The organism is Flavobacterium sp. CFBP9031 (assembly GCF_034044945.1).
Lineage (GTDB): Bacteria > Bacteroidota > Bacteroidia > Flavobacteriales > Flavobacteriaceae > Flavobacterium.
This window is the reverse complement of sequence record NZ_JAXCWF010000011.1, coordinates 108853-132512: the sequence shown is the minus strand read 5'-3', so window position 1 is coordinate 132512 and position 23660 is coordinate 108853. Positions and strand designations below refer to the sequence as shown.

Annotated in this window: 23 protein-coding genes; 18 read left to right on the top strand and 5 right to left on the bottom strand. The window is 36.0% G+C overall.

Annotated elements, in window-relative coordinates:
* Nucleotides 1–123: 123 nt before the first annotated feature.
* From SOM12_RS18390 to SOM12_RS18380, 3 genes are all read left to right on the top strand, one after another.
* Nucleotides 124–1164, top strand: a complete 1041-nt coding sequence (locus SOM12_RS18390) for a beta-ketoacyl-ACP synthase III (RefSeq protein WP_320494782.1) — start codon at nucleotides 124–126, stop codon at nucleotides 1162–1164.
* Nucleotides 1165–1271: 107 nt separating this feature from the next.
* Entirely contained in the window at nucleotides 1272–2138 is an 867-nt protein-coding gene (locus SOM12_RS18385; RefSeq protein WP_320494781.1) for a phospholipase A, read from the top strand.
* Nucleotides 2139–2376: 238 nt separating this feature from the next.
* Nucleotides 2377–3639 (top strand): NAD(P)/FAD-dependent oxidoreductase, encoded by a 1263-nt coding sequence (locus SOM12_RS18380; protein WP_053471290.1) that lies wholly within the window; start codon nucleotides 2377–2379, stop codon nucleotides 3637–3639.
* A 1199-nt stretch (nucleotides 3640–4838) separates the two neighbouring features.
* On the opposite strand, the gene SOM12_RS18375 is transcribed toward SOM12_RS18380, so the two are convergent.
* The 4 genes from SOM12_RS18375 to SOM12_RS18360 form a co-directional block, all read right to left on the bottom strand.
* A complete protein-coding gene (locus SOM12_RS18375) occupies nucleotides 4839–5735 on the bottom strand; it encodes a helix-turn-helix domain-containing protein (RefSeq protein WP_320494779.1) in 897 nt (298 codons plus the stop codon).
* A gap of 56 nt (nucleotides 5736–5791) precedes the next feature.
* Nucleotides 5792–6085: a putative quinol monooxygenase gene (locus tag SOM12_RS18370; protein ID WP_320494777.1), complete on the bottom strand. Its 294-nt coding sequence runs from the start codon at nucleotides 6083–6085 to the stop codon at nucleotides 5792–5794.
* Nucleotides 6086–6189: 104 nt separating this feature from the next.
* Complete coding sequence (locus tag SOM12_RS18365) at nucleotides 6190–6978, bottom strand: SDR family NAD(P)-dependent oxidoreductase (RefSeq protein WP_320494776.1); 789 nt, start codon at nucleotides 6976–6978, stop codon at nucleotides 6190–6192.
* Nucleotides 6979–7225: 247 nt separating this feature from the next.
* Nucleotides 7226–7600, bottom strand: a complete 375-nt coding sequence (locus tag SOM12_RS18360) for a winged helix-turn-helix transcriptional regulator (RefSeq protein ID WP_320494775.1) — start codon at nucleotides 7598–7600, stop codon at nucleotides 7226–7228.
* 99 nt (nucleotides 7601–7699) lie between these two features.
* On the opposite strand from SOM12_RS18360, the gene SOM12_RS18355 reads away from it, so the two are divergent.
* The 15 genes from SOM12_RS18355 (at nucleotide 7700) to SOM12_RS18285 (ending at nucleotide 23199) form a co-directional block, all read left to right on the top strand.
* Nucleotides 7700–9025: an NtaA/DmoA family FMN-dependent monooxygenase gene (locus SOM12_RS18355; protein WP_320494774.1), complete on the top strand. Its 1326-nt coding sequence runs from the start codon at nucleotides 7700–7702 to the stop codon at nucleotides 9023–9025.
* Between the two features lie 33 nt (nucleotides 9026–9058).
* A complete protein-coding gene (locus SOM12_RS18350; RefSeq protein ID WP_320494773.1) occupies nucleotides 9059–9814 on the top strand; it encodes an NADPH-dependent F420 reductase in 756 nt (251 codons plus the stop codon).
* Nucleotides 9815–9985: 171 nt separating this feature from the next.
* Nucleotides 9986–10804: an SDR family NAD(P)-dependent oxidoreductase gene (locus tag SOM12_RS18345; RefSeq protein ID WP_320494772.1), complete on the top strand. Its 819-nt coding sequence runs from the start codon at nucleotides 9986–9988 to the stop codon at nucleotides 10802–10804.
* 59 nt (nucleotides 10805–10863) lie between these two features.
* Nucleotides 10864–11760, top strand: a complete 897-nt coding sequence (locus tag SOM12_RS18340) for a helix-turn-helix domain-containing protein (RefSeq protein WP_320494771.1) — start codon at nucleotides 10864–10866, stop codon at nucleotides 11758–11760.
* A gap of 116 nt (nucleotides 11761–11876) precedes the next feature.
* Nucleotides 11877–12644: an SDR family NAD(P)-dependent oxidoreductase gene (locus SOM12_RS18335; RefSeq protein WP_320494770.1), complete on the top strand. Its 768-nt coding sequence runs from the start codon at nucleotides 11877–11879 to the stop codon at nucleotides 12642–12644.
* A gap of 273 nt (nucleotides 12645–12917) precedes the next feature.
* Nucleotides 12918–13790 carry a helix-turn-helix domain-containing protein gene (locus SOM12_RS18330; RefSeq protein WP_320494769.1) on the top strand — a complete coding sequence of 291 codons (873 nt, stop codon included), beginning with the start codon at nucleotides 12918–12920 and terminating at the stop codon, nucleotides 13788–13790.
* An 83-nt stretch (nucleotides 13791–13873) separates the two neighbouring features.
* On the top strand, nucleotides 13874–14734 hold the full coding sequence (locus SOM12_RS18325) for a nuclear transport factor 2 family protein (protein WP_320494768.1): 861 nt from the start codon (nucleotides 13874–13876) through the stop codon (nucleotides 14732–14734).
* A gap of 2203 nt (nucleotides 14735–16937) precedes the next feature.
* A complete protein-coding gene (locus SOM12_RS18320) occupies nucleotides 16938–17816 on the top strand; it encodes a helix-turn-helix domain-containing protein (RefSeq protein WP_320494767.1) in 879 nt (292 codons plus the stop codon).
* An 85-nt stretch (nucleotides 17817–17901) separates the two neighbouring features.
* The gene (locus tag SOM12_RS18315) at nucleotides 17902–18498 is read left to right on the top strand and encodes a DapH/DapD/GlmU-related protein (protein ID WP_320494766.1); all 597 of its coding nucleotides are present in this window, start codon (nucleotides 17902–17904) and stop codon (nucleotides 18496–18498) included.
* Nucleotides 18499–18509: 11 nt separating this feature from the next.
* On the top strand, nucleotides 18510–18986 hold the full coding sequence (locus SOM12_RS18310) for a cyclophilin-like fold protein (RefSeq protein WP_320494765.1): 477 nt from the start codon (nucleotides 18510–18512) through the stop codon (nucleotides 18984–18986).
* Between the two features lie 12 nt (nucleotides 18987–18998).
* Nucleotides 18999–19841, top strand: a complete 843-nt coding sequence (locus tag SOM12_RS18305; RefSeq protein ID WP_320494764.1) for an aldo/keto reductase — start codon at nucleotides 18999–19001, stop codon at nucleotides 19839–19841.
* A gap of 11 nt (nucleotides 19842–19852) precedes the next feature.
* Nucleotides 19853–20356, top strand: coding sequence for a cupin domain-containing protein (locus SOM12_RS18300; RefSeq protein WP_320494763.1), 504 nt, complete (start codon nucleotides 19853–19855; stop codon nucleotides 20354–20356).
* 35 nt (nucleotides 20357–20391) lie between these two features.
* Nucleotides 20392–21138, top strand: a complete 747-nt coding sequence (locus tag SOM12_RS18295; RefSeq protein WP_320494761.1) for an SDR family oxidoreductase — start codon at nucleotides 20392–20394, stop codon at nucleotides 21136–21138.
* Nucleotides 21139–21315: 177 nt separating this feature from the next.
* Nucleotides 21316–22278: an alpha/beta hydrolase gene (locus SOM12_RS18290; protein WP_320494759.1), complete on the top strand. Its 963-nt coding sequence runs from the start codon at nucleotides 21316–21318 to the stop codon at nucleotides 22276–22278.
* Nucleotides 22279–22671: 393 nt separating this feature from the next.
* Nucleotides 22672–23199, top strand: coding sequence for a daunorubicin C-13 ketoreductase (locus SOM12_RS18285; RefSeq protein WP_320494758.1), 528 nt, complete (start codon nucleotides 22672–22674; stop codon nucleotides 23197–23199).
* A 38-nt stretch (nucleotides 23200–23237) separates the two neighbouring features.
* Here SOM12_RS18285 and SOM12_RS18280 read toward each other — a convergent pair whose 3' ends face one another.
* The gene (locus tag SOM12_RS18280; RefSeq protein ID WP_320494757.1) at nucleotides 23238–23375 is read right to left on the bottom strand and encodes a hypothetical protein; all 138 of its coding nucleotides are present in this window, start codon (nucleotides 23373–23375) and stop codon (nucleotides 23238–23240) included.
* Nucleotides 23376–23660 lie beyond the last annotated feature (285 nt).

Below are 23660 nucleotides of genomic sequence, written 5' to 3'. Positions count from 1 at the left end.
TTGCCGAGACTTTCGGTGACCATTATTTTAATTGAAAAAAGATTAAAAAACATCTGTTTAATCTTTTTTCGATTAAGTGCATTATAACGATATGAAAAAGCTACGCTTAAAAAAAAATAGACAATGAATGCCGTCATAACAGCTGTCGGCGGCTATGTGCCGCCTTCAATTTTAGATAATAAAAAAATTTCTAAAACAGTAGATACTTCAGAACAATGGATTGAAAAAAGAACAGGAATTAAAGAGCGCAGAATAGCCGACGATGATACTGCTGTATCTGATCTTGCATCTGGTGCGATTAATAATCTTATCGAAAACTATGAGGTTGACCCGTATGAGATTGAAGTCTTGATACTTGCTACTGCTACTCCCGATCATATGCTGGCGCCGGCAGCATCTCTGGTATGTGAAAAAAGCAATTTACAAAATGCCTTTGGACTTGATATCAATGCAGCATGCAGCGGTTTTTTATATGCAATTGAATTAGCGGGCTGCCTGATCGAAAGCGGGCGTTACAAGAAAGTTATGGTGGCAGGGGCAGACAAAATGAGTTCTCTTGTAGATTATGAAGATCGCTCTACCTGTATTTTGTTTGGCGATGGAGCAGGAGCTGTATTGCTTGAAGCATCAGAATCTGATTTTGGATTATTGAAATCGATTCTTCATACTGACGGGAGTGGTACTTCTTCGCTTTTAGTTCCGGCAGGAGGTTCTAAAATACCTGCTGGTATGCAGAGTTTACTTCATAGAGATCATTACATAAAACAGGATGGGGCTTATGTTTTTAAAAAGGCAGTTGCAGCAATGAGTTCTGTAAGCGGGGAAGTTTTAACAAGCTGCGGCTTTAGCACGGATGATATTGACTGGGTAATACCGCATCAGGCCAATCTGCGGATAATTGAGGCGGTGGGTTCAAATTTAGGTATCGATAAATCCAGAATAAAAATTAATATCCAGAAATACGGAAATACGACCTCTGCAACAATTCCTCTTTGTCTTTGGGATTTCAAAGATGATTTTAAGACAGGAGAAAACCTATTAATCACAACCTTCGGGGCTGGCTTCTCTTGGGGAGCAGCTTGTATAAAATGGGGGGTAATGCGAGACAAAAAAAATGCTGATACAGCAAAAAGAAGTCAAAAAGAAGTAGTGTCAATTTACTGACGACTATTTTATACAATCTTAAATAATCTATTTGTGAGGCGCATAATTTATTGTGATCTCTCTGCAAATAAATTTTTAAATCTGCTATTGAGTTGAATTTAGAATAAATGGCTGATGCTTTACTAATAAAAAATTATATGAAATGCAATCTATTTTCTCGGTACATAAAAAATAACTATTTCTTACTGTTATTAATGTTTTATACCTTCAGCTATGCGCAATTTTCCTTGGATAGAGATTCAATTCATAAAATAATTACCCAGCTTCCTGCCTTTTCGATCTATAAAGATAATTATTTTGTAACGGGTGTGAATTTAGATAAAACACCTACGAGAAACAGCATGGATGCTAAGTTTCAGTTTAGCTTCAAGCAGCGATTATCAGACAAACCTTTGCTGTTTGATTCTTATGCTTATCTAACGTACACACAAAAATCCTTTTGGAAGATATATAAAGCATCAAGCCCTTTTGAGGAAAGCAATTATAATCCGGGATTGATGATGCTCAGGCCTGTATTTAGAAATAATCATTTTGTTGGTGCTCTGACCTATGGAATAGAACACGAATCCAATGGACGCGACAGTATCTATTCAAGAAGCATAAATATGATTTCGATAGGATTTATTAGAGTATTTTCTCCCGAACTTTTTGTTTCGGTCAAGGCATGGCTGCCTTTTTTGATAGATAACAATCCATCTCTTCCAAAATACATCGGATACGGCGAGGTGCAGCTTCAGTGGATCACCTGCAATGACAGATTGTTTTTTGACTTAATGCTAAGAAAAGGCGCCAGCTGGGATTTCAAGGGAAGTTTGAATGCAGGGATCAGCTATAAACTGTCAAAAAAGGCTAATCAGCTCATTACCCTGCAGTGGTGGCAGGGTTATAGTGAGAGTCTGATAGATTTTAAATCTGAAAGGGGAATGCTCCGGGCAGGATTTATTTTGAAACCGACATTTCACCGTTTTTACTGAATCATAAAAATGATATTTCATGCTGATACGGTTTAATTAGAAATTTTGGGATAAATTAATGCTTACGATTTTAAAGTAAAAAAGCTTCATTTAGACCAATTTTGGCTATTTATTGACCTTTTTCTATTGCTTTTGGACAGCTACCTTTGCCCGGAGAATAGTAGTTTTTGTTTCAATAGCTTTATATAAAGCAAATTGAAGGCAGGAGGTTATAATATTTAAAATTAATACCAGTAAAATGGATAATAAAAAAAAGGTTGTTATAGTTGGCGGTGGTTTTGCCGGGATTCGTCTCGCAAAAAAGTTTGCAAATAATCCTAAGCTGGATGTTATAGTGTTAGATCAACACAATTATCATTTTTTTCCACCGCTTCTATATGAGGTTTCTACTGCTTTTATTGAGCCATCCAATATAATTTATCCTTTTCGCAAGCTTTTTCAAAAGGCATCTAATATCCGTTTCCATATGGGCAAACTAGATAAGGTACTTCCTGAATTTAATAAGCTTGTGACAGACCAGGGTACACTCTCATATGATTACCTGGTACTTGCTATGGGAACAGAACCTAATTATTTTGGAAATGAAAACATAAAGAAAAATGCAATTGCGATGAAGAGTATAGAGGATGCCCTTATGATACGTAATCATATACTTTTTTCTATGGAGAAGAGCATGAGAAGTGTAATTCTAGAAGAAAAGCAAAAATTTTCAACTATTGTAATTGCTGGTGGAGGACCGACCGGGGTCGAGCTTGCTGGAAAGATAGCGGAATTGGGCAGAAACATTGCAGACAAAGATTATCCGGAGGCTTTAGGTCTAAAAGCAAAAATATATCTTATTGAGGGAGCACCAAATCTTCTCAATACGATGAGCATTAATGCACAGCAAGAGGCTTACCGTGTACTTGAAAAACTGGGAGTAATTATTATGCTGAACACTTTGGTCAACGATTACCAAAACAGCGAGGTGAAACTCTCCAGCGGGGAGATAATTATAGCAGAAACTTTGTTATGGACCTCAGGGGTAAAAGCTCGAAAAGTTGATGGTATTGTTGCCGCTTGTATAGGAAGGGGAGACAGGATATTGGTTAATGACATTAATCAGGTAGATGGTTATTCTAATCTTTTCTGTATCGGGGATCAGGCGTTGGCTCTTCATGATACCCGATACCCTCAAGGCCATCCACAATTAGCTCAGGTAGCCATACAGCAGGGAAAACAACTTGCAGAAAACTTACAGCGCGAGATCCTCGGTATTAAGACGAAACCCTTTCTTTACAAGAACAAAGGCAGCATGGCCATAATATCAAAATTTAAGGCAGTTGTTGATTTGCCAAAAATGTATTTTGGGGGATTAGCTGCTTGGCTGGTTTGGCTGCTCGTGCATTTGGTACCTTTAACAGGAGTACGTAACCGACTAAAGTTATTATCGAACTGGTTTTGGAGTTTGATGACAAACGATCCGGCTTTACGCAGCATTATTGGCAAGGTAAAGCAGTAGATAATTTAGGATTTACAAAAGTTATATTAGGAAAGGAAAATTCTTTAGGACATTAAAAGGATTGTCGCTGCATATACTACATCAATACATTTTCAGGAGTTCTTTGACATGTCCTTCAATGTTAATAATACATGTCTGTTTAAAACAAAGCGGTTTTTATGAAAAGTAGGGATTTATCAATTTTAACACTGCAGGAACTTAAATGCAGGCGCAGAGGAATATTTTATATAGTGATGGCTATCAGTGTTCTGATGTTTCTGACAATACTGTTTTTAATTCGTTTACTATACAGCACGCACGACTTTATACTGCTCTCTGTAATTGTGCTGTTTACCCATTGCCTTTTGCCGTTAACTTTTAAAATGAACCAGTTGAACGCGGAAATTCAGCGTCGCAAAAAAAAAAATTTTAAGGCAACAGAAAAACCAATTTCTATCATCAGCTGTGCCAAATGGTTTAGTAATGATAATTAAAAGTGCAGCAACGGTAATCAACCAATTTTTTACCTAAATCTAGCAGCAGATAGGAATCGAAGATATGGACCTTCATAAAATTTCCTGCAATTGAAATGCGATTTAGATTAGCGCAGTTGCTTTTAATATTATTTGTGAGAGCTCTTCCCGCTATACGTTCCAATCGCTTGTGCCGAACACCGGCACAAACGGATCTTACTGCACACGAGCGAAGCGAACTGGCGAAGCAATCGGGCTAAAGAAAGACAGAAGAAAGATAAAAATGATTCAAAGTTAATTTCTTTAGTAGTCCAAATAAAAAAAATGGCGCCAATTGTCTTCAATTGGCGCCATTTGGCGTTGTGACCTCGACGGGACAAATTTCTATAAATTTTATGGAGGATTTGAAGAGATTGGCTTATTACATGTAAGTCATGTCTTTCATTGGCTTTATAAATTTGGTTTAGATGTCCTGTTGGGGATTAAACGAAAATGTACCGTCAAAAAAACAAATCATTAACCTCTTTATTAAAACCGCCTTAGCCTATTGTGGCAAAAAAGGTTTCCATTGCAAATTGCTTGTGCCACCTTTCTGCCACAAAACTTCGACTAGTGAAATATCTTTAAAACTGCTTTAAGTTTTTATGGCAAAAAAGATATCCACTCCAGTATCCACTCCATATTGTATGTGCCACGATTTTGTCACAAAATATATTTAAATAATATATGAAGTTTTCATTAATTAAATTAGTTTAAAAATTGATCACGATATTCTGTTGGAGTAAGTCCGACTTCTTTTTTGAATAATCTTGAAAAGTAGGGCGGATTTTCAAATCCTAATTGATAGGCTGTTACTGTTACTGTATTGTCTGTGCTGACCAATAGATTTTTTGCCTCTGCGACCAAAAAAACATGAATATGTTCTAGTGCCGTTTTGCCAGTTTCCTGTTTTAATAGATCGCTGAGATATCTTGCTGATAAAGATAATTCAGCAGCCATATATTTTACGTTTGGCAATCCTTCTTTTTGAAGTTTCCCGCTTTCGAAATATAATTTTAAAATTTCAGTAAACTTAGTAATAACTGTTCCTGACAACGTGGCTCTGTTTAAAAACTGACGCTTGTAATAGCGTTGCGAATATTTTAGAATTGAGTCGATATGGGTCAACATAATATCTTTGCTGAAATCGTCCTGATTGTTGTAGTATTCCAATTTTATTTTATAAAATAAATCCCAGATCGTTTCTTCTTCTTTTGGTGATAAATGTAAGGCTTCATTAACTTCATAATCAAAAAAGCCGTATTTTTTGATTTCCGAATAAAGATTGGTATTCATTAAAAAATCTTCATCGATATAAATCATAAAGCCTTTTTCGGTAAGTTCAATGTCGCTCATTGTAATTTTCTGGCCAGGTTTTACAAATGCCATCGAACCGTTATCGTGATCATACTTCGTTTTTCCGTATAAAATGGTACCGGATTTTACTTTTTTTAAAGCTATTTTATAAAAATCCATTGTGAATTCTGTTTCAGCAAATGTGCATCCTTGTAGCTCTTCAAAAGTGACCAGCCCCAGCAACGGATTTTCCGGAGGCGGAAATCCGTTTGAGGTATAAAGCTCGCTTATCGTTTTGTAATTTTTCATGCTTGACCGTTTTAGACATTATAAATTTACATTAAAAAGTTTAGGATGTAGACAAGTTAAATTTCTTCTAGATATGTTACTTCCGGTGAGGTAATCAGCTTTCCATTTAAAAAATCAAAAAAATGCTTTACGTAATCTTGTTCGAGATGCCAGTTATACGTTTCTTTTGAAGTATAAACGGCAAAAATTACCAGCGTATTTGGTTCTTCATTTTTTCTCATCAAAACAAAATTCTCGCATCCTTCTTCAAGTAAAATTTGGTTTTTTGTTTCAATTGCTAGCGGAAGTACTAGCTCTATGAATTCAGGATTGATTTTAAGAGCTGCATTGGTTATAATTTTACTTTTCATTTATTTTCGTTTTGCTCCAAGATTTAGTTTATTTAGCAGATTTTTTTTGTTAAATAAACATACTTAGGGAGATTTTTTTTTAAAATTTAATAAAATGGAATTATTTACTTAATACTTTTTAATATTGAACCTTCAAACATTTTTGGGGCAAAATGCTGCAGGAATACAATCATACTAGACATTTTCCCCACCGGATTTCTGAATTTTGGTTCTTTTGTACCAATTAGTTTGATTATAATTTTTGCTACTGCATCTGGAGATTCTGCTTCGTCTAAGCCTTTTTGAGTAGCTGCGTTTACTTTTTTTCTATAACTATTGTAATCTTGAATACTTCCTGTTGAAGATATCGCATTATGTCCAAGATTTGTTTTAAACCAAACGGGTTCAACAACACTAACTTTGATATTAAATTGATTTAGCTCAAAACGAAGTGATTTGAAATAGCCTTCAATGGCATGTTTAGAAGCAGAATAGTATGATAAATTTGGAGGTCCAATCAAACCAACAATAGAACTTATAGTTATAATTTGTCCAAATTTTTGTTTTCTAAAATATGGCAATAACGCATTTGTAACTTTAACGGTTCCCCAGAAGTTGGTTTCAAATTGTTTTCTAGCCACATCTATTGGTGTTTCCTCCGCAATTCCAGTGATCATAAATCCGGCATTATTAACCAGAACATCCAATTGTTTTATTTCGGCAGAAATTTTATCTTTAAATGCCATAATAGAATTATCATCATCTATATCCAGAGGTATTAATTTGAAATCTACTTTATATTTCTCTGGTTCACGACTGGTTCCAATTACGTTAAATCCTTTTTTATGAAGATTATTTGCCAGCATCAATCCAAAACCTGATGACGCGCCTGTGATTAAAATTGTTTTGCTCATTTTTATTTTTTTATATGATTAATAATGAAGCAAAGTTACAGCGGGAGTTGTTGCAGCTTCTTATACAAAAGTGGGAAGACGTGATACATATTTACGCAGACTTTTTACTGTAGCTTAAAATATAATCTGACTTTGTATAAAAAAACTGCTGAATCCGTTAAATTCAGCAGTTAGAAGTTGTAATTTATTCCTCAAAATTTAAAATTTTCGAAAGTTGCTGTCAAGCTTTTTCCAGTGGGCTTTTGAATTATGGTAATTTAATATCGAATGGTTTTACCTGCGAAAAAATCTTCTTCTTGTGGTTTAGTCCCCAATCTTTCATAGCGTATATAATAGGCGTCAGAGTATCTGCATATGGTTCAAGGCAATACGATATTTTGACAGGATAATCGTTTGTGATAATTCTTTTGATAAGCTGGTGCTGTTCAAGTTCCTTAAGTTCTTTAGAAAGGACTTTGGGAGTTAATCCGGGAATACTCTCCTGAATTTCTGTAAATCGGCTATTGCCTACACCTACAGAAATAATGATGGATAATTTCCACTTTCCATTAATTACTTCAAGGGTGTCCCGTACTGGCTTAACGGTATTTAGGCACTCACAGTAAGGTTTCTTTTTCGACATAGTAAAATTTTTATTTTGCTTTCCTTTGGGAAAGGACTATACAAAGGAAAGTATTTTTGATTTAATTTTGCAAAATAATCTCTTCAAAATTTGCTAATTATGAAAGTTGATCAAAAGATGCTCATCGGACTTCACCTCGGAAATGGATATGGTTCTCAATCGGGAGCCTGGCGTATGCCGGGAGTTGATCCCGAAAGCTATAAAAGTTTTGATGCCCGTGTAAAACAAGCTCAGGCTGCAGAACGGGGAAAATTTCAATTTATATTTTTGCCAGATGGTCCGGGAGCAGTAATGACAGATATCGCGACCGAATCTCCGGCTTTTAATCTTGATGTGATGATGACTCTCGCTGCAGTAGCCAGAGAAACTGAATATATTGGATTGGTCGCTACGGGATCAACTACTTTTAATGAACCTTTTAATTTAGCGCGACAGTTTAAGGCTTTGGATATTATGAGCCACGGCAGAGCGGGTTGGAATGCCATCACATCGAGTGGCGAAGATGTTGCTGCTAACTATGGAAAAAGAATTCCTTCAAGCGAAGATCGTTATGGTCGTGCTCACGAGGCTATTCAACTCATTCAGGCGCTATGGGGAAGTTGGCAAAAAGATGCCTGGATTCATAATCAGGAAACAGGGCAGTTTGCCAGAAAAGAGCAGATCCTTCCAATTAATCTACAGGGTAAATATGTTGGTTCAAGAGGCCCTCTTTATATTCCACCATCTGAGCAGGGGCAGCCTATCATCTTTCATGCATGCGGCAGTCCCAACGCACACGAATTGGCAGGACGTTTTGCAAATGTGGTAATAGGAGCAGCATTTACCATTGAAGACGCGAGAGCTCAGCGTAATTTATTTAGGGCAGCGGCAAAAAGATACGGTCGTGATCCTGATGAAATCAAATACATTGCTGGATTGATGACTACTATTGCCAAAGACAGACGCACGGCACTTGATCGAAGAATACAATTAGGAGGAGACTCACTTGTGCAAAGACTTGGCTACCTGCAGCAAATGTTGGGTGTTCCACTTGATCCTTCCCGAATGAACGAGTCAATTTCAAAAGCGCAACTGGAGACAGCACGCCCATCTCGGTATGATCCTCGTTCTGCCAATGCTTTAAAAATAGCAAAAGAAGGCTGGAGCCTTCGGGACATTCTTGCGCATGGTGTTATCGATTATCATCCGGTAATTGTGGGGCCGGCTGTAGAAGCAGCAGACCATATGCAGATGTGGTTTGAAGCAGAAGCAGCTGATGGTTTCTGGATTTCACCAGATGTTAATTCAGATGGAATTGATGCCTTTGTAGATCAGGTTGTTCCGCTTTTGCAAGAGCGTGGGCTTTTTCACAAAGAGTATGAAGGTAAAACTTTACGTGGACACCTTGGCGCTCCGGATCAGTATGGAATTGATCCAAGAGTTTAAGTAGAAAATTATAACAAATAAAATAAAGAGAATATGAAAATAGGAATAATTGGTACCGGTGCAATTGGTGGTACGATTGCAAAAAAAATGGCGGCAGCTGGTCATGATGTCAAAATCAGTAATTCAGGTGATGCTGATAAATTAAATGCTCGTGCTGAAGAATTAGGCGTCGTAGCTGCAACAATAGAAAATATCGTAAAAGATGTAGATGTCATCATCTTATCAGTACCCACTGTAGCAATTCCAACTTTGCCAAAAGATTTCTTAGCAAACGTTCCCGAAAATGTAATCGTGGTTGATACTTCCAATTATTATCCTTTTCGTGATGCCGATATTGAAGAAATCAAAAATGGAAAAGTAGAAAGCGTTTGGGTTTCTGAGCAAGTGGGAAGACCTGTAATAAAAGCCTTCAATAACTTATTGGCAGAAACATTAGCAAATGGAGGAAAACAACCCGGTGCTGAGGACAGAATAGCAATGGCCGTTGCAGGTGATGATAAAGAGGCAAAAAAAATAATTGCAGGATTAATTAATGATGCAGGTTTTGATGCAGTTGATTCCGGTGATCTTTCTGAATCGTGGAAACATCAGCCAGGAACGCCTGCTTATTGCACAGAACTTAATACAAACGAATTAAAACAGGCACTTTCTGATGGTGTTAAAGAACAAGCCCCATCCTTAAGAGATAAGGCTATTGCGGAACTTTCTTCTTTGCCATCGTATCCATCTCATCGGGATATAGTAGAATATAACAGAGGGTTGTTTCAAAAAAATCCTAAATCTGTTTAACGAAAACCGATTGTAAAAATAGATATTACTTCTAACGAGATAAGATCTATTTTAAACAATTTTTAGAAATAGAGGCAAATCGTTAAAACGTTTCATTATTGCCTACTTTTGTATCACAATTACTGCTGCTAATAAGCAGAACTTTGTCCTTATAATTATTAAACTAAAATTATGGCAAAGACAATTTTTATAACAGGTGCATCGCGAGGATTCGGGAGGATTTGGACAGAAGCATTTTTAAAACGTGGCGATAATGTCGTTGCAACTGTTCGTAATCCTGAAACATTAAATGAACTGGCCAAAAAGTTTTCATCAAATCTCTTGGTGCTAAAACTTGATGTTACTGACAGAAGTGAAAGTTTTAAAGCAATTGAAACTGCAAAAAAACACTTCGGCAAGATCGACGTAATGATAAACAATGCGGGCTTTGGACATATAGGGGCTGTAGAGGAACTCAAAGAACAGGACGTCAGATCTCAGTTTGAAACCAATGTACTGGGGTCATTGTGGACTATTCAGGCTGTTCTGCCTATTATGCGTCAACAAAATTCCGGACATATCATTCAACTTTCGAGTGCGTTGGGATTGAATACCGTATCTTTAATGGGACTCTATAGTTCAACCAAGTTTGCCGTCGAAGGGCTCACAGAAACCCTGGCTGGTGAAGTAAGTTCTTTTGGTATTAAAGTTACAATAGTTGAACCGGGTGGTTTTTCTACAGATTTCTTCGGTAACACTTCTCTTGCACTCAGCGAATCTATACCAGCTTACGACGGTGTAAGGAAAGAATTTTATAAGCACGCCAGTAAACAGGATTCCGGTAACCCTGCAGCAACTGCCAAAGCTCTTTTTAAATTGGTAGATTCAGAAAATCCGCCCTTACGATTATTATTAGGTAAAAGTGTTTACCCTTGGACAAAACACACTTACGAAGAACGTCTTAAAACATGGGAGTCATGGCAGGGTGTTTCTGTAGCAGCACACGGTTAATAGAAGTTTAAAATAACAGAATCTGGATTTTATGGGTTCTGTTTTTAAAATTGAGAACAATGAAACATTTCAAAAAAATTAGCGATCTGCATGAAGCTCTTGGTGTAAAACCTCCTGAAAATCCACTTTTTAGTGTTGCATATGGTGAACGGGACTCATGTGACGGTAATAATATTCTTGAATTTTCTTCAGACTTTTACATCATCGGATTTAAAAAATTAAAATCCGGCAGTATGCACTATGGAAAAACAAAATATGACCATGACCTTGGTTCAATGTCGTTTGTAAAACCCCAGCAGAAAGTGGTTTTTAAAAATGTGGAATTAGAGGAAAAGGGCTTTCTAATTATGATTCATGAAGACTTTTTACCCGGAACAGTCCTTTACAAGGAAATCAGGAAGTATAGTTATTTCGATTATGAGGTCAATGAGGCGTTACATCTTTCACCTACAGAAGAGGATATCATCTGGAATTTGTATTTCAGTATTGAAAAAGAATACCATAATAATACTGACGAACTCAGCAAAGCTATTATTGTAAGTCATCTGGATTCCATGCTTAAATATGCACAGCGTTTTTATAAAAGACAGTTTATTAACCGTGCAGCACTAACTGGTTTTACAGTCACGAAGTTTAATGCACTGCTGGCTGCTAATTTTGAAGAAAGAAGAACAACAAATATTGGACTTCCAACAGTATCTCTTATGGCAGAGAAGCTAAATATATCTTCCCGCTATTTAACCGATTTGCTCAAACAAGAAACAGGAAAGACAGCTTTAGAGCTTATTCATCTTTTTTTGATCGGTGAAGCAAAAAACTTGTTAACCGAAGGAGAACTGAATATATCTGAAATTTCTCATTTACTAGGTTTTGAAAATACCACCTATTTTTCACGCCTCTTTAAAAAAGAAGTAGGCCGCACACCAAATGAATTTAGAGGAAGCAGGCTAAATTAACAACATATCTCATAAGTTATAAAGAATAGGTCTTGGGCTGTTATAAGTGAAATTATATGGGCTGGATTCTGTAATGACTTAATTTTAAAATACTAACAAACATAAAAACAATAAGAATGTCAAACAATCAAAATAAAATAGCATTAATAACAGGCGCAAGCCGTGGACTTGGTAAAGATTCAGCTTTACAATTGGCCAAAAAAGGATTTGATATCATTCTAACGTATCAAACCAAAAAAGAGTTTGCAGACCAGGTGGTAAAAGAAATTGAAGCTCTTGGAAAAAAAGCGTTTGCATTGTCTTTGGATATTTCCACAACGGCAGGTTTTGACCAATTTGCAGCTGAAGTAAAAGAGGTTTTAGACACTCAATTTTCTACCGCAAAACTCGATGCACTGGTAAACAACGCAGGTATCGGAATTAATGAAAGTTTTGAAACCACAACAGAAGAAATTTTGGACGCAATGACAAATATCCATTTCAAAGGTCCATATTTCTTAACACAAAAATTGCTGCCTTTACTCAATGACGGAAGCAGCATCGTGAACACCTCTTCTGGTTTGGCAAGATTTTCTTTTGCCGGATATTCTGCTTATGGCGCGATGAAAGCAGCAGTCGATTCCTTATCAAGATACCAGGCTTTAGAATTGGGAAGCAGAAAAATAAGAGTTAATTCTATTGCTCCGGGCGCCATTGAAACAGATTTTGGAGGCGGTGCTGTTCGTGATGTTTCAGATTTGAATACATACATAGCCTCAGAAACAGCTTTAGGAAGAGTTGGTCTGCCGGATGATATCGGAAGTGCAGTAGCATTCCTTTGCTGCGATGATTCCAAATGGATTAATGCACAACGAATAGAAGTTTCGGGCGGATATAGAATATAACAGACATTTAGATACATTAGAAAAAACCATTCAATTAGTTTTGAATGGTTTTTATGCATATAATGTAGTTTAATGGTTCTGAATATTACATTCATAATATGTACTAAAGTATGAACAAATAAAAAGCCCCACCTAAATATTTATAAAGTAAATATCCTATTTTTGAAAGAAATAAACATTGACATTTATTAGATATAGCGACTCAATTTAGGGTATATATCGGATATATTCAGACATATATAAGTTGGCGGTAATTGTGACAACATCCTACAAATGAAAACAGATATCAAAAAATACGATTTTAAACCAGGGCTTCCACAAGAATTTGAAATTGTGGACTTGAATACATTATACCAAGAATTCAAAGACACGTTAACCACAACACACAGAACAGGTTTTTATCACATCATTTGGTTTCAGCAAGGCAGTCCGACACATTTGGTGGATTTTAATCCAGTAAAAATAAAACCCAACACTATTTTATTCCTAAACAAGGACACTGTTCAACGGTTTGACTACAAAATAAAGTTTGGTGGTAAAGCAATTTTATTCACTGACAGCTTTTTCTGTAAGACGGAAACCGACACTAAATTTTTACGAACCAATATTTTGTTTAACGACTTGTTTTCAGTTTCACAAATTCAAGTTCAAAAACAATCAAAAATATTTATGGATTTACTTCAACAAATGACAGATGAATTGCAGAACGTTAAAGATAATTTCCAAGCCGATATTTTACAAAACCTGCTTCATAATTTTCTGTTTCATTCTGAAAGAGAAAGACGTAAACAAAACTTTACCGAAATAAAAAAAGGGGCTGACCTTGATTATGTTATGCTGTTTAAAGACCTTTTGGAAAAGGATTATAAAAATCAAAAACAAGTAAATTATTATGCCAAGCAAATAATCATTACAGAAAAGCGGTTGAATCAAGCCACTACAAAGGTTTTGGGTAAATCACCAAAAGAACTCATTGACGATCGTGTACTTCTAGAAGCCAAAAGAATTCTAGCACATACCACCGAAAACGTTAAGGAAATAGCTTATCATTTAGGTTATGAAGAACCAACAAATTTTATCAAATACTTCAAAAAACATTCAACAGTTACCCCAACTGAATTTAGAGAAAAAAACACATTGGCGTAAAAGTATCATTCAAAGGCACATTTCTACCTTTCTCATTTTTATTGATCGTTGCACTTTTGTATTGTAATTAAAACCAAAGCAAAATGTATAAAATAGTATTAAGTCTAACGATGATTTTAGGATTTGGATTATCGACTGCAACTGCACAAAATAAGTCAATTTCAAAAACAAAAAAAACAGTAAAAATGGAAAACAAACAAAAAGTAGTAAGCTTATTAAAAGCGATTGAAACAGGAGCGAGTGAACCTGTAGGATACATCAATCCAAACAAATACATTCAGCATAATTTAGGTGTAGCAGACGGACTTGCAGGTTTTGGAGCATTGCTACAGGCATTACCGCCAAACTCTGCAAAAGTGAATACCGTTCGTGCTTTTCAAGATGGAGATTTTGTATTTGCACATACCGATTATAATTTTTTCGGACCAAAAATTGGCTTTGATATTTTTCGTTTTGAAGATGGCAAAATTGTAGAGCATTGGGATAATTTACAAGAAACAGCAAAACCAAATCCAAGTGGACACACAATGATTGATGGAGCAACAGAAATCAAAGACCTTGACAAAACAGAAGCCAACAAAGCCTTGGTTAGAAATTTTGTTGACGACATTTTGGTAAATGGTAAGATGGATAAACTTGCAGGTTATTTTGACGGCGACAACTACATTCAACACAATCCAAATATTCCTGACCAACTTTCAGGCCTTGGTGCAACACTTGAAGAATTAGCTAAACAAGGCATCTTTTTGAAATATGACAAAATCCACAGAGTACTTGGTGAAGGAAATTTTGTGTTAGTTGTCAGCGAAGGACACTTCGGAAAAAGCCACAACTCTTTCTATGATTTATTCCGAGTTGAGAACGGAAAAATTGCCGAACACTGGGATGTAATTGAGCCAATTGCCCCAAAAGAAAATTGGAAAAACAATAACGGAAAATTCTAAACGAATTTTAAATAAAAAAGATAAAGCCATTTACATATTTGTGAATGGCTTTATACTTAAAGGTAAAAACAACTACAGCCAACAACTATTCCTATGTGAAGTATCATACAATTATTCACAACTTTTGAGAGTTTATATTTTGGTTATTTCCCGAGTATAGAATTCTCTTCCAACGGCTTGTTGGAACAGTTGGAAACAACTTTTTATACGCCGAAGGCCTTGGATTGAAAAAGTTATTCTGACTTTTTCAATAATGCACGGATTTTATATCTATTTTATTTTATAGCATTTTTTTAATCTCATACTCAGAAGAAAAGGCTACTAACATCGACAACAAGTGATTTTGGCAATTGATTTAATGAAGTTGGTTTTGTATTTGGACAATTTGGCAAATTTGAAGAAGGACATTTTTAAATTCCAAAAGTTGCAGTGTTATTAAATGGATGTATAATATCAGAAAAGAAAACAAAAAATAAGCTAATATACTATTTAATAATTTTTTAAATAAAAAAAGGCGCCAATTGTCTTCAATTGGCGCCTTTTGGCTTTGTAGTGACCTCAACGGGACAAATTTCAACATATTTTATGGATGATTTAAGGAAATTGGCTTACCATATGTAATGTTTGTCTTTGATTGGCTTTAACAATTTGGTTTAGATGTCCTGTTGGTGATTTAGCAAAAATGTATTTAGTTTTATATATGATTTTGAAATTTTTCACTTTGTATTTTTAATTTTTATGGTATGAGTTTTTACTTCATTGAAAATGATTTTGGACTTTTTATGCGAATAGTATTTTTTTGTGATGTTTAATTAAAAAACTGCTAAAAAACCATGTAATTATTAAAGTCAAAAGTATAACTGTTTTTTATTTCTTTATATTCCATTTTTAATAAGTTTTAATTTATTCAATTGGAATACAAAAATCTATGATGCTCATTTTTTCGGATGTTCATTGAAATCATTATAATAAATTTCAGAAGGATTTCGATAAGCTTTTTTTATATCAGTTTTCGATCATCCAAATAAAAAGACCGCTCAATGATTTTTTTCTTCGTTTATTTGAATTTCAAAATGTCCGAAATTAAACTTTAACTCCATATATCAAATATTGTATGTTTCAGATTCAGTTTGTTTCATATTATAATTTGAAACATACTTTTATATAAATGAGTTTGTTTTTCTTACAATATAATAAGATATGGTATGGATTGACAGTATTTATTTTTTTAGGAGCTCTTCCCGCTATAGGCTTCAATCTTTACAGCGAACCCCGTCACAAAGGATTTCACTGCACACGAGCGAAGCGAAATGGCGAAGCAATCGGTGCCGAGGGCTGCTCAGGGCCCTTTTTTGTCTTGGAGAACTGCACCATCCAAACCCAATTGTTGTACTTCTACTCAATGACCAATCACTTTTTTATACTGATGCAATAAAACATACCATACGGCAGCTCTTTAGATTAATAAAAATCAGAAGGTTATAATAAAAAAGACGCCAATTGTCTTCAATTGGCCCCTTTTGGCTGTGGTGAGAGGAACAGAACAAATTTCTATACGTTTTATGGAGGATTTGAAGAGATTGGCGTACTGCTGGTAGTGTCTTGCTTTCAGTGGCTAAAAGAATTTGGTTTGGATGTCCTTTTGAGGATTGATTGAAAATTAAATAATAGAAATTAAAGAGTTGTAATGTCATTTTTCTATAATCAGCGCTGAAAATGTTGTCATAAAAATTTATTGATGTTAAATTCTAAAAGTGCCTGCATTGTTTTTTCGGGCAATAAAGTTATTAGGTACATTTTTAAGTATACTTTACCGGTTCCGTGATTTTACTGTTTAATCAAACTTTTATATATTAGCGCGACTTAAATAAATACTTAAATTATCTTTCAGCGTTGTAGGTAAGGGGAGTGGATGGGCAAGGTAGCAAGTTTTTTAACTTAAGAAATATCCGTAATTATTTATTATAAAAGTTTTTTCATGCATGAGTTGTCCTTTGCAAGTATTTTAAGCTATTTTTATTGCAACGTTTTAAAATATTCTAATTCTTGGTAACATTGCCAGCTTATTTTCAATTAATTAAAACAGTATTTCCAAAAATTTCTCGATGTGATAATGGAATGAGGATAAGGCTACATGAAAAGTATTTGGATAAAAATTAAGATTAGAGGTTTTGAACAAGTTTGAATTTCTTAACTTTGCATAATGACAGAGAAGATAGTAAGAGAAGTTTCCAAGTTTAATAATGAACTGAAACTCCAAGGATTTAAAGCATTCCAAATAGAGGATGATGGTGCTGAAACCAGAACTTACAGCAGAAAAGAGTTTTATAAAATCTGCTTGACTACAGGGAAAAGCAGGATCCATTATTCTGATAAAACCTATGAGCAGGAAGGTACGATTCTCTTTTTTGGAAATCCGCATATTCCATATTCATGGGAAACAATATCCACGACCTATATAGGTTATACTATTTTATTTTCAGAAGAGTTTTTTAAAAACTCCGAGCGTTCCGAAAGCCTTCAGCAATCTTCTTTTTTTAAAATTGGCGGAACTCCCGTTTTAAAAATTACAGAAGAACAGAGAGATTTTCTCAATACCATTTTTCAGAAAATGATTGCGGAGCAGGAAAGTGTTTATGTTTTTAAAGATGAGCTGATTCGCAATTACATTAGTCTCATTATTCACGAATCCTTAAAGATGGAACCTTCTGAAAATTTCGAACAAAATACGAACGCATCTTCAAGATTGTCATCTGTATTTTTGGAATTACTGGAAAGGCAATTTCCAATTGAAACCACCTCCAATCCACTGCAGTTAAGAACAGCACAACATTACGCCCAACATTTGAATGTGCATATCAACTACTTGAACAGGGCCGTAAAAGAAGTTACCGGAAAATCGACAACGACTCATATTACCGAGCGAATCATCACAGAAGCAAAAGCTCTTTTACAGCATACTGACTGGAGTATTTCTGAAATCGCTTATGCACTTGGATTTGATTATCCAACCTACTTCAATAATTTCTTCAAAAAAAATACGGGTACCAATCCCTCCGCATTTCGTCTGGCAGAAGTTTGAATTTCTTAATCTTTGGTTTGATTATCATTACTGCCTTGCTTAAAGGCGGTCTTATCTTTGTATCTGCTTATTTAATTCAAATAATATGTCAGATTCAAACCCTATATCCGATGCTGTACCATTTCAAAAAAATATTTTTGATAGGCTTTTAGCAGGCGAAACCATACTTCCTAACGATTCGCAGATAGGCAGATTGAGAGAAGAAGCATTCGCTGTGAAAGCCTTACTGAATCAGATGAACAATGCTGTAAATCCTGAAGAAATTACGCAAATACTAAGCAGGATTTTAGATAAAGAACTTCAGGATGTTGCCGTATTCGCCCCTCTTTACATCAATTATGGAAAACACATTACAATTGGTAAAAACGTATTTATCAATTTTGACTGCACTTTTTTGGCATTGGGCGGAATTACCATTGAAGACGACGTTTTAATTGGCCCCAAAGTGAGCCTCATTACCGAAAATCATCCATTAAACCCTAAGGAAAGAAAAGGACTCATTGGAAAACCCATTCTAATCAAAAAAAATGCATGGATTGGAGCTAATGCGACTATTTTACCCGGCGTAACAATTGGAGAAAATGCAGTTGTCGCAGCAGGGGCAGTAGTCTCTAAAGATGTTCCTGATAATACCATCGTTGGCGGAGTTCCTGCAAAATTCATAAAAAATATTCAACCTTAAAAGAGACAATTATGAAACTGAAATCTTTAGTGACAGTTATTGCTATTATTTTTGTTTTTACTTTTTGTAATGCAAGCTGCAGCAATGACAATCAAAGAGTACCAAGACAAAATAATGAGAATGGAAACAATAATAATTCAACTAAAATGAAAATTACAATTGGTACAACAGTTTTTACAGCAACGTTATATGACAATCCAAGTGCAGCTGCATTGAAAGCAATGCTCCCGCTTACCGTAAATATGACTGAACTGAATAGCAATGAAAAGTACTACGATTTCCCTAGTGCACTTCCGGCAAATGCTTCCATTGGAGGAAATTTAAAAACAGGAGATTTAGCACTTTACGGTAACAATGTACTTGTGCTTTTTTATAAAACTTTCAACACATCCTATAGTTATACAAAATTAGGATATATTGACAATCCTGCAGGATTAGCTGCAGCTGTGGGTGATGGAAATGTAATTGTGAAATTTGAAAACAATTAAAATAAAATCATTATGAAAAATATAACATTGAACAACGGGTTAGAAATGCCGATTTTGGGTTATGGTGTATATCAGATTTCGCCTGAAGAATGTGAAAAAAATGTATCTGAGGCCATTAGTGCGGGCTATCGTTCCATCGATACTGCACAAGCTTATGGTAATGAAGAAGGAGTTGGAACCGCGATTAAAAAAAGTGGAATTCCACGCAGTGAATTTTTTGTAACAACAAAAATCTGGATAAGTAATGCAGGTTTCGAACAAGCTAAAAAGTCAATTGAACAATCATTGCAAAAATTACAAACCAACTACATCGATTTACTGCTTATTCACCAGCCTTTTGGCGATTACTATGGAACTTATTCAGCGATGGAAGAAGCTTATAAAGAAGGAAAAGCAAAAGCGATCGGCGTAAGTAATTTTTATCCGGACCGTTTCATTGATTTGGCGGAACATGTATCGGTTAAGCCGGCTGTAAATCAAGTTGAAACTCACGTTTTCAATCAGCAAATCAAGTCTCAGGAATTGATGGATAAGTACGGGACGAAAGTAATGTCCTGGGGGCCTTTTGCAGAAGGGAAAAATAATTTTTTCAGTAACGAGACTTTACAGAACATCGGTAAAAAATATGGTAAAAGCGTTGCTCAGGTAGCTTTGCGTTTCCTGATCCAGCGAGACATTATTGTTATTCCGAAGACAGTAACCAAAGAAAGGATGATAGAAAATATCAATGTCTTCGATTTTGAACTTTCGCGACAGGATATGGACAGCATTTTCAAATTGGATATTGCTGAGAGTTTATTCTTTTCCCATTACGACGCTGATTTTGTGAAAATGATATTGAGTTATAAAATTTAAAAACTGAACCTATGATTACTAAAGAAAAAATTAGTGTAATCGGCATTTTCGCTGCCGCTATGCTGTGTTTATCCGCCTGCAATAATCAAAATCAGGAAAAAATGAATGCAGATAAGAACGAACTGACTCAAATTTTTCCAAAAGGAGAAAAAGGTTCAAAAGATTTATTTACAGGAAATGCATACAATACTGGTTTGGTTGATGCTGATAGCGTTTTTACAACAGCTGTAGGTAATGTGTATTTCGAGCCTGGTGCAAGAAGCAACTGGCACAGTCATCCCGCGGGTCAAATCCTGATTATTACCGATGGTGTTGGTTATCATCAGATTGAGGGCAGGCCTGTTGAAATTATCAAAAAAGGTTACGTCATAAAATGTCCGCCAAATGTAAGACATTGGCATGGTGCAAGTGCTGATGTGGGTTTGCAACAATTATACATCGTTCCAAATACCGAAAAGGGAATTGTAAATTGGAACGAAGCGGTAATAGATAAGGTGTATAAAAGTGCTGAATAGTTTTCAAAAAGAGTTGAACTTAAATAAAATTAATTATGGAAAATAATATCAAAGACAAAGTAGTAATCATTACCGGAGCAAGCAGCGGGATGGGAGAAGCAGCTGCAAAGCATCTGGCATCACTGGGAGCAACTGTGATCTTAGGTGCAAGAAGAGCTGATAAAATTGAAAAACTGGCAAAAGCTATTCAGGAAACGGGCGCGAAAGCCCTTGCTGTAGCGGTGGATGTAACAAATCTGGAACAGGTAAAAAACTTAGTTGATTCAGCAGTCAAAAAATTTGGACGTGTAGATGTTATTATTAATAACGCAGGGATTATGCCTTTGTCTCCAATGGACAGGATAAATGTTGAGGAGTGGAACACCATGATTGATGTTAATATTAAAGGCGTACTCAATGGCATTGCGGCTGTTCTTCCTTATATGAAAGAGCAAAAGTCTGGTCAGATTATCAATACCTCTTCTGTGGCTGGACATAAAATATTTTACGGTTCTGCAGTTTACTCCGCTACAAAATATGCCGTTCGCGCATTAACTGAAGGTTTACGAATAGAGGTAAAGCCCTATAATATTCGTACCACAATCGTGTGTCCCGGCGCTGTTAAAACAGAGCTATTGGAGCATATTAGCGAGGCAGATATTCAGCAGGCCAACAAAGATTATGTAGGTGAGGTGGGAATTAGTCCGGACAGTTTTGCACGTATCGTGGCTTTCGCAATCAGTCAGCCTGAGGATGTAGATATTAATGAAGTTATCTTCCGCCCAACTGCGCAGGAGCTTTAATAGACCTCCGTTCCAAATAATGGAAAGGAATTGTAAATCGGAAAAGAAACCATACTAAACGCAGGGTATTTATTAAATAAAATAATTCAAAAATTAATGAAAAAAGCATTAGCTATAGTAATATTATTACTGATAACAGGGCAAATATTTGCCCAGAAAAAGTCAAATTCAGAAAAAATGAATACATCAAAAGAGCATTATACATTTCAATTAAGTGACAAAGTAATACGTCAAAAAGTTAGTTTTAAAAACCGGTATGGAATTACACTTTCCGGTGATTTATACCTTCCAAAAAATACAGGAACCGAAAAATTATCAGCATTGGCCATCAGCGGACCTTTTGGAGCGGTAAAAGAACAATCATCAGGATTATATGCCAGCCAGATGGCAGAACGTGGTTTTATAGCTTTGGCCTTCGATCCGTCTTATACAGGAGAAAGCAGTGGTGAACCGCGAAACCTGGCATCTCCGGAAATTAATACTGAAGATTTTAGCGCTGCGGTTGATTTTTTAGGATTACAGAAAAATGCAGATAGAAATAAAATTGGGATCATCGGGATTTGTGGTTTTGGCGGCTTTGCTTTAAATGCAACTGCTGTTGATAAAAGGGTTAAAGCCGTTGCTGTGACTAGTTTATATGATATGACCAGAGTAATGTCGAAAGGCTACAATGATTCAGTAACTCCCGAACAAAGAACCAAAACACTGGAAACTTTGGGCGAGCAGCGCTGGAAAGATATGGAAAACGGAAAACCGGCCGATGGGCCAAGGAACCTGCCTGAAAAATTGAATGGTGACGAGCCGCAGTTTGTAAAGGAATATTTTGACTATTACAGAACACCGCGTGGTTTTCAAGTTAATTCTGTGAACTCAAACGGAGCCTGGCCGGTAACCAATCCAATCTCGTTTATGAATATGCCAATACTCTCTTATGTAAGGGAAATTGCGCCACGACCAATGTTATTGATCGCAGGGGAAAAGGCGCATTCAAGATATTTTAGTGAAGATGTTTTTAAACAGGCCAATGAGCCAAAAGAATTAATCATTATACCAAATGCAGTTCACGTTGATCTGTATGACAAAGTGGATGTGATTCCTTTTGATACATTAGGGCGTTTCTTTAATGATAATCTGAAATAAGATATCGCGCGGTTTTTTATCAAATATCAATTAGCCCCATCTCCTAACGCTCACGCTAATTAAACCTGCAAAGTCATTTGATTTTGGAGGTTTTTTTTGTAAGTTTATAATATGCAGAAGCCATAATGACGATAATGGAAGACTGCCACAATATAATCAGTAAATAATTTTTGAGAAACTAAATTTTAAATGGCGAGAATATTTATCACCGGCTCGGCAGATGGTCTTGGGCTGTTGGCAGCTGGCGCATTAATCGCCCAAGGTCATCAGGTAGTCCTTCATGCGAGAAATAAAGAACGAGGCAGATAGGCACTGGCTAAAGCGCCTGATGCACAAACAGTTCTTATAGGAGACCTGGCTAATATAGAAGATACAATACAGCTGGCAGAAAAAGTGAATGCTTTAGGAAGCTTTGATGCTGTTATTCACAATGCGGGTGTTTATTATTACCCAGCGCCTGAGCTTCTTGCAGTAAATACCCTTGCCCCATATATTTTAACCTGCCTGATCAAAAAGCCTAAAAAGCTAATTTATATAAGCTCTGACATGCATGAAAGCGGGCATGCAAAACTTGAATATTTTGACAAAGTAATAGGCAAAATAACTTATTCCGATACAAAATTACATGTTCTGCTACTTTGCAAGGCAGTTGCCAGAAAATGGCCGGATGTTTATGTCAATGCTTTGAATCCGTGTTGGGTTCCGACCAAAATGGGTGGCAGAGGTGCGCCTGAGGATTTAAATAAGGGATATGAAACTCAGGTATGGCTTGCAGGAAGCAGTGATGAAAAAGTGAAGGTAAGCGGAAATTATTTTTATCATAAAAAGCCGGTAAGTTACAATCCGCAGGCTGATGATGTTTTATTGCAAGAGCGCTTTTTGTCCACTTGCGACAAGATTACTGGCATCTCGTTTTCATAAAAGATACTTTTTTTGAGAATCCTGGCATTCATTTAGAATTAGCAGAGCAGGAAAATGCCAGCAAATCTGTCGATACCTTTTTTATTTTTTTTCAGGATCAATACATTAAAATTTTCGCTGGGAAGGTTTAATAATGCCAGATGATCCATTACGCGATTCATCTCTGGTAATTTCATCTTCTTTAAGCTCTTGGTTGCCAAGGTTCCCAATTTCGAATTCCCTCTGCACCGAATTGTCCATCTCGGGCTTCAATGGTCTCAAAGGTTGCGCTTTGGGGCTCATCGCTCTTTTGGGTATCCCTATCCCTTTGAGACCTTTAAAGAGTCATTCTCTATAAGGTCCTTTTCTATGTCCTTCCCCCTTATGTCTTTGGGGCCGCTTTGGGGTTCCTTATAAGGGTTCTGCGGGTCATAGGGGCTGGGTGTTTTTGGCTGCGGTTTTTGGGTTTTTGATCGGGTTTT

Excerpts from the sequence above, each read along its gene's own strand:
- SOM12_RS18390 (WP_320494782.1), top strand. The coding sequence starts at position 124 with ATGAATGCCGTCATAACAGCTGTCGGCGGCTATGTGCCGCCTTCAATT.
- SOM12_RS18385 (WP_320494781.1), top strand. The coding sequence starts at position 1,272 with ATGGCTGATGCTTTACTAATAAAAAATTATATGAAATGCAATCTATTT.
- SOM12_RS18380 (WP_053471290.1), top strand. The coding sequence starts at position 2,377 with ATGGATAATAAAAAAAAGGTTGTTATAGTTGGCGGTGGTTTTGCCGGG.
- SOM12_RS18375 (WP_320494779.1), bottom strand. The coding sequence starts at position 5,735 with ATGAAAAATTACAAAACGATAAGCGAGCTTTATACCTCAAACGGATTT.
- SOM12_RS18370 (WP_320494777.1), bottom strand. The coding sequence starts at position 6,085 with ATGAAAAGTAAAATTATAACCAATGCAGCTCTTAAAATCAATCCTGAA.
- SOM12_RS18365 (WP_320494776.1), bottom strand. The coding sequence starts at position 6,978 with ATGAGCAAAACAATTTTAATCACAGGCGCGTCATCAGGTTTTGGATTG.
- SOM12_RS18360 (WP_320494775.1), bottom strand. The coding sequence starts at position 7,600 with ATGTCGAAAAAGAAACCTTACTGTGAGTGCCTAAATACCGTTAAGCCA.
- SOM12_RS18355 (WP_320494774.1), top strand. The coding sequence starts at position 7,700 with ATGAAAGTTGATCAAAAGATGCTCATCGGACTTCACCTCGGAAATGGA.
- SOM12_RS18350 (WP_320494773.1), top strand. The coding sequence starts at position 9,059 with ATGAAAATAGGAATAATTGGTACCGGTGCAATTGGTGGTACGATTGCA.
- SOM12_RS18345 (WP_320494772.1), top strand. The coding sequence starts at position 9,986 with ATGGCAAAGACAATTTTTATAACAGGTGCATCGCGAGGATTCGGGAGG.
- SOM12_RS18340 (WP_320494771.1), top strand. The coding sequence starts at position 10,864 with ATGAAACATTTCAAAAAAATTAGCGATCTGCATGAAGCTCTTGGTGTA.
- SOM12_RS18335 (WP_320494770.1), top strand. The coding sequence starts at position 11,877 with ATGTCAAACAATCAAAATAAAATAGCATTAATAACAGGCGCAAGCCGT.
- SOM12_RS18330 (WP_320494769.1), top strand. The coding sequence starts at position 12,918 with ATGAAAACAGATATCAAAAAATACGATTTTAAACCAGGGCTTCCACAA.
- SOM12_RS18325 (WP_320494768.1), top strand. The coding sequence starts at position 13,874 with ATGTATAAAATAGTATTAAGTCTAACGATGATTTTAGGATTTGGATTA.
- SOM12_RS18320 (WP_320494767.1), top strand. The coding sequence starts at position 16,938 with ATGACAGAGAAGATAGTAAGAGAAGTTTCCAAGTTTAATAATGAACTG.
- SOM12_RS18315 (WP_320494766.1), top strand. The coding sequence starts at position 17,902 with ATGTCAGATTCAAACCCTATATCCGATGCTGTACCATTTCAAAAAAAT.
- SOM12_RS18310 (WP_320494765.1), top strand. The coding sequence starts at position 18,510 with ATGAAACTGAAATCTTTAGTGACAGTTATTGCTATTATTTTTGTTTTT.
- SOM12_RS18305 (WP_320494764.1), top strand. The coding sequence starts at position 18,999 with ATGAAAAATATAACATTGAACAACGGGTTAGAAATGCCGATTTTGGGT.
- SOM12_RS18300 (WP_320494763.1), top strand. The coding sequence starts at position 19,853 with ATGATTACTAAAGAAAAAATTAGTGTAATCGGCATTTTCGCTGCCGCT.
- SOM12_RS18295 (WP_320494761.1), top strand. The coding sequence starts at position 20,392 with ATGGAAAATAATATCAAAGACAAAGTAGTAATCATTACCGGAGCAAGC.
- SOM12_RS18290 (WP_320494759.1), top strand. The coding sequence starts at position 21,316 with ATGAATACATCAAAAGAGCATTATACATTTCAATTAAGTGACAAAGTA.
- SOM12_RS18280 (WP_320494757.1), bottom strand. The coding sequence starts at position 23,375 with ATGAAATTACCAGAGATGAATCGCGTAATGGATCATCTGGCATTATTA.